The 5,255-nt window shown below is 33.4% G+C and carries 6 protein-coding genes and 1 pseudogene; 2 read left to right on the forward strand and 5 right to left on the reverse strand.

The features are described from left to right. Window positions 1–906: 906 nt before the first annotated feature. The 4 genes from CIGNP85_RS08010 to CIGNP85_RS08560 are packed head-to-tail and all read right to left on the reverse strand — an operon-like array spanning window position 907 to window position 2,592. A complete protein-coding gene (locus tag CIGNP85_RS08010) occupies window positions 907–1,353 on the reverse strand; it encodes a CHC2 zinc finger domain-containing protein (RefSeq protein ID WP_236845616.1) in 447 nt (148 codons plus the stop codon). Window positions 1,354–1,402: 49 nt separating this feature from the next. Continuing rightward, window positions 1,403–1,888 carry a hypothetical protein gene (locus tag CIGNP85_RS08550; RefSeq protein WP_236845617.1) on the reverse strand — a complete coding sequence of 162 codons (486 nt, stop codon included), beginning with the start codon at window positions 1,886–1,888 and terminating at the stop codon, window positions 1,403–1,405. Continuing rightward, window positions 1,885–2,298: a hypothetical protein gene (locus CIGNP85_RS08555; RefSeq protein WP_236845618.1), complete on the reverse strand. Its 414-nt coding sequence runs from the start codon at window positions 2,296–2,298 to the stop codon at window positions 1,885–1,887. The genes CIGNP85_RS08550 and CIGNP85_RS08555 overlap by 4 nt, the downstream gene beginning before the upstream one ends. A 54-nt stretch (window positions 2,299–2,352) precedes the next feature. Next, window positions 2,353–2,592 carry a hypothetical protein gene (locus tag CIGNP85_RS08560; RefSeq protein WP_236845531.1) on the reverse strand — a complete coding sequence of 80 codons (240 nt, stop codon included), beginning with the start codon at window positions 2,590–2,592 and terminating at the stop codon, window positions 2,353–2,355. Window positions 2,593–2,867: 275 nt separating this feature from the next. Between CIGNP85_RS08560 and CIGNP85_RS08020 the strand changes: the two genes are divergently transcribed. Then, a complete protein-coding gene (locus CIGNP85_RS08020; protein ID WP_179187407.1) occupies window positions 2,868–3,137 on the forward strand; it encodes a hypothetical protein in 270 nt (89 codons plus the stop codon). Window positions 3,138–3,177: 40 nt separating this feature from the next. Here CIGNP85_RS08020 and CIGNP85_RS08025 read toward each other — a convergent pair whose 3' ends face one another. Beyond that, window positions 3,178–4,962: a DASS family sodium-coupled anion symporter gene (locus CIGNP85_RS08025; protein WP_086287817.1), complete on the reverse strand. Its 1,785-nt coding sequence runs from the start codon at window positions 4,960–4,962 to the stop codon at window positions 3,178–3,180. Window positions 4,963–5,071: 109 nt separating this feature from the next. Here CIGNP85_RS08025 and CIGNP85_RS08030 point away from each other — a divergent pair. Continuing rightward, a pseudogene (locus CIGNP85_RS08030) lies at window positions 5,072–5,255 on the forward strand (dCTP deaminase); the annotation flags it as partial.

A 5,255-nucleotide genomic window follows, 5' to 3' on the forward strand; every position in this document is an offset into this window, starting at 1 on the left:
GGATTGTAGGGCAAGCTGGGGCTGGGGCTACTTGCTCGCATGGCTCGTGTTTTTCTAACTCGATTACGAAATCACCATCTTTTATCTTAATTTTATTAATGTTTGTCTCATCAAAAAAGCTCATAAGCTCTTTAATCTCATCTCTTGTCATAATAGTTCTCCTAAAATTTAATTAACTTTACATTTTATCAAATTTGAGTAAAAGATTTGGTTTAAATTTAAAAAAAATATCTAAAATTTGGATTTATACGCTAAATTTAAGCGTAAGATAATCAAAATAATCCAAATTTATCAAACTTCAAAAGTTCGCGTATGTTTTAGTCTATCTATCATCCAAAACATAAATGAGCTAAGAATGAGAGCTTTTTCGTTTTGGCCATCATAAACCGCATTAAATATCGCCAATGATGTTTGGAAAAATAATAAAAACAGCTATCTCAAACCTATTTTTTTCCAATACTCAAGCCAACTTCAATAAGATCTTTGGGAAATTCTCAAATGTGGCTTGAATCGGCTTTACAAACAGCGGTAGACTTGCTAAAAATGAAGCTATAACTAAAGCTTTGAAACTAAAAACTATCTCTAAATTTAAAAAACTAGCTATTTCTACCAAATACGTAAAGCAGTAAAAATCCAGTAGCAATAGGTGGAAAAATCATTATAACTAGTTCAAAAAATGTTTTAAATTTACCCTTGTAAAATGCCAAAAAATATGCCAGTAAAATACCTATAGTTATAAACAACACCAAAGAAAAACATAGAGTTTTAGCACTCAAAATAAGAGGAGCTAAAAGCCACTCTAAGTTATTTAAGTCCAAATTCTGCAAAAATAACCTTTGAGTGTTCGTTTTGTTTTATCGCACCTATTTGTAGGGCTGCTTCCTTGTCTATATTTTCATTTTGAAGTCAATTTAGCGTGTTTTGATTCTCACTAGCCCAGCCCAGCTCCCAGATCTCTATCATAGCGTCATTTATACTGCGATTATATAGATAGTTTAGTGCCTCCTGATTTTTGTAAAGTAGGCTTTTGTAGTGTAAATTTAGATTTTCAAGTACTTTTTTATCTATTTTATGGCTATTTTGTTCTTTCGTATAAGTCAGGGTAAAGTTATACATATTTGCAAGTTTTTCATAGTCCATTATAAATTTGATAGCATCACCACTTGCTTTACAAGCAAAACAGTGAAATATTCCTTTACTAGGGCTTATGCTCATTGATGGGTTTTTATCGTTGTGAAATGGACATACGCACACAAAGTTTCCACCTGATTTTTTCAGCGGTATGTAGCTACTTATGACATCGCTTATATCTATTATGGCTTTTAAATTTTCTATACTACTTGGTTCTATCATAAAGGGGATTATACCAACTATTTACTTTAATTTAACTCATATTTATAACTCATATCTTTTTAAGTCCGAAAATAATAGATAAAAATATCACTATAAATCTAAAAGAAATCAAATTTAGCACTTTCCAACCACCATTTGCTAGCACAAATCCTACGCTAGAACTTGCTAACAAATTTGCTCCAAAAATGCTAATAGCATTTAGACCTTGTAAGCGTAGTTTATACTCTGAGTTTATGGCATTTAGCATAAATGTTCCGCCATTAAAACTAAAAGCCCAGCCGATACCAACAAGCACTAAACTCACCCAAAATCCCCAAAAACTCACGCTAAAAAGTGCTACCAAAACAGCAATTAAATAAAACAAAATCCCAAGTAAAATAAGCCTAAACGGACTTAAATTTTTCATAAAAAACGCTAAAAATAAGCTTGGTGCATACATAGCTATGAAGTGCCACACAAGCACACTTTTAGCTTCGTCATAGCTAAATTTATATTCACTCATCGCAAGCGGCGCTGCGTTCATAATAAGCGTCATAAATGCAAATCCAAAACGCAAGCTAGCGTAGCAAGAATAAAATTTGGCTCTTTTAAGCAAGTTAGTAAAGGGACTTTTTGAGATTGTTTTTTAGTATTTGGTGAAGTAAGCGTTAATGGCAGAGTAATAGCAAAATTGATAGCACAAAGCAAAAGCGCAAATAAAAATGAGCCAACAAAAGGTGTATCAAATATCAAAGTGCCGATGTTTGCCAAATTTGGTCCTAAAATACCACCCATTATCCCGCCTGCTACGACAAAGGCTGTAGCTCTGTTTTTGTCATTTTGCGTAGCTAAATTTAGAGCTTCATTAGCTAAAAATCTATAAAATTGATTGAGCGCAGTAAAAAATCCGAGCAAAAAAGTCGCAAAACAAAATAGATAAAATAGCCCAGACACTAGTGAAAACATAGCAAAACTAGCGCCCAAACAACCAATCAAAGAAGCATATAAAAATACCTTTTTCTACCAAATTTTTGCATTAAATTTGATAAAAAATACAGCTATAAAAGCCCCGCAAAGCGTAGCAGAGATAGGAAGCGAGGCAAAACTACTATTATAACAATGCAGACAAGCCTTAGCATACAAAATATCATCAAGCAGCCACTTTCCAGCTAATCTACTACTAAAAGTTAGCAAAGAGACAACGGCTCCACTAAAACCTTGGCCTAAAAGCAATAAAATGATATTTTTGTTTAGGAACATAAAAATCTCCTTATTGATTTAAATTTATGAATTTAATTGATTTGATTAAATATTACAATCAGTATTTTTTATAAAAAATAGTGCGTTATTGTCGCACCAATCAAAAAGACAAGAGTTGTTGGTCACTACTTAAAAATGTAACTTATTTATTTTATTAATTTCTTAATATATTTTTAAAAAAAGATGATATTCTATACTACTTGATTTTATCATAAGCGAAATTATACCTTGAATTTACTATAATGGTCTTTAAATTTGATTATTAGGTTTAGCATTTGGATTTCTTTTTTATAGAATATCGTGATCCTATTTTTGGGCTAATTGTTCTTTTTGCTGCAGTTCTTTTAGTCGCTATCTCAAGCTATGCTTTGGGAATTTGGGGTGTAAAAGATGAAAATCGCAGTATAGAAAAATTTGTCAAAAAATTTGAAAACTCTAGCGGTCTTAGCCAAAACCATTACAAAAAACGCGAAAGTCAAAACATACGAAACATACTTCATCAATCCCCTCCCCAATTTTATTTTATAGTAAAAAACAATATTTAACATAGCAAAAGTATGAAAAACGCATACTTTTGCCATAAATTTAATAAAATCCTAAAACTTTCCACCAAACCAAACCGGCCAAAATCATCACGACCATATTTACGACCGACATAACAAAACCAATGCCCCACCATTTTTTTAGACTAACATAGTTAGTACCAAAGATGACCGGTGCAGTTCCTGTAGCATAATGTGTTATACCCATCATCACATTTCCAGCTGTAATCATAATAAATGCATACAAAAGCGGTGGTGCACCAAGTGCAAGACCTGCGCTATAAAATACAAAAAACATTGCCGAAATATGTGCAGTTGTCGAAGCAAAAAAGTAGTGTGAATACAAAAACGCAACCGATAAAAATAGCATAATCGAAATCTCGCCAAGACCTAAATTTAGTGCTAATTGTTGTAAATTTGAAGCCAAAAATGTCGTTACTTCAAGTTTGCCAAGCATAGTTGCCATCATAACAAGTGCAGAGAACCAAACAAGCGTATTCCATGCGGCTTTTTGGGCTAAAATTTCATCAAAACTCAAAACACCAGTCACCAACACGACACTAAGACCTAAAAATGCGATAGTTGTGGCATTTAGCGTGATTCCAAACAAAAATCCAAATGCACCAGCCCAAAGTATAAGTAAAAATAAAAATACGCCAAACATAATCTTTTCATCGCGTTTCATAGCACCTAGTTCTGCAAGTTTTTCTTTGGCAAAAGCTCTAGCATTTGGGCTGGATTTGATCTCTGGTGGCGATAAAAAATAAATCACCAAAGGCATAATCATCATCGCTAAAATTCCCGGCACAAACATACCCAAAGCCCACTGAATCCAGCTGATCGAAATATCTAAATTTGTAGCTTTTGCGACAAGATCTACGACCAAAGGATTTGGCGCAGTTGCGGTAATAAACATTGCTGAGCTGATCGGATTTGCTTGAAAATTTACAAGTGACAAATATGTTCCGATTTTGTTTTGTGTGCCATCTTCTGGCGTACTTTTGAAGCTTTTTGAGATCGCTTGAACAATCGGATTTATGATAGCTCCAGCCCTAGCTGTATTTGACGGCGTGACTGGTGCTAAAATCGTCTCGCTAAGTGCGATTGAATAGGCAATTCCAAGCGTTTTTTTACCAAAAATAGAGATAAAATAATATGCAAGTCTTTCGCCAAGCCCTGTTTTTATGATGCCTTTAGCTACGATGATTGAAATAACAATGAGCCAAATTAACGCATTTGAAAAGCCACTTAAAGCATCGTTTATACCGGTTTTGGCTTTGAGTTTCCACTCAGCAGCTTTGACTTTTTTGTCTATTTCTTTTTGACTAAATTTATTCAACGCAATACTATTTAAAACAGAAATCTCACTACCATCTAAAAGCTTTGAATTTGCCGTTTTTGTCGTGTTTTTAAGATGCAAAGCTGATAATTCTTTTAGCAAATTTTCACCTTCATTTTGTGAGTTTATCTCGATTTTTAGATCGTTTAGTGCATTTTTAAGAGCTAAAATTTTAGCGTTTAAAATCTGTTTTTTTAACTCCATTTTATCAATATCAACTTTGTCTGCTAATGCAGTAAGTGTCTTGATCTGAGTTTGTCTAAGAGTGCTTTGTGGCGTCGTGATTCCAGTAATAGCGACGATTGCGATCGCTATCAAACAGATCGCACCAAGTGGCATAATGGCAAAAATGATAGCCAAAATGACAGCTATAAATAAACCCAAAAAATGCCACGCATTGTCTTCTAGACCATGTGGCGTAGGTAAAACAAAAAACACCGCAGCGATTAAAACACAAATCACAAGAGATAGAATTTTGCGTCCGCTCATTTATTCTCCTTTTTAAGCATTTCAAAATTAACTAGATTGTATAATACTTAGCTTTAACTTAAAATTATATATAAAATATAATTAAATAAATTTGCATAAAGGGAAATTTATGGGTTTAAAAAGCGATAAATGGATACGCCAAATGAGCTTAGAACACAAAATGATAACTCCATTTTGCGAAGAGAATATCGGTCGTGGTGTTGTCAGCTATGGGCTTTCTAGTTATGGATATGATATTAGGGTTGGAAATGAATTTAAAATCTTTACAAATGTCGGTGGTACAGTTGTAGACC

Source organism: Campylobacter sp. P0085 (assembly GCF_002139495.1).
In the GTDB taxonomy this organism is placed as follows: Bacteria; Campylobacterota; Campylobacteria; order Campylobacterales; family Campylobacteraceae; genus Campylobacter; species Campylobacter devanensis.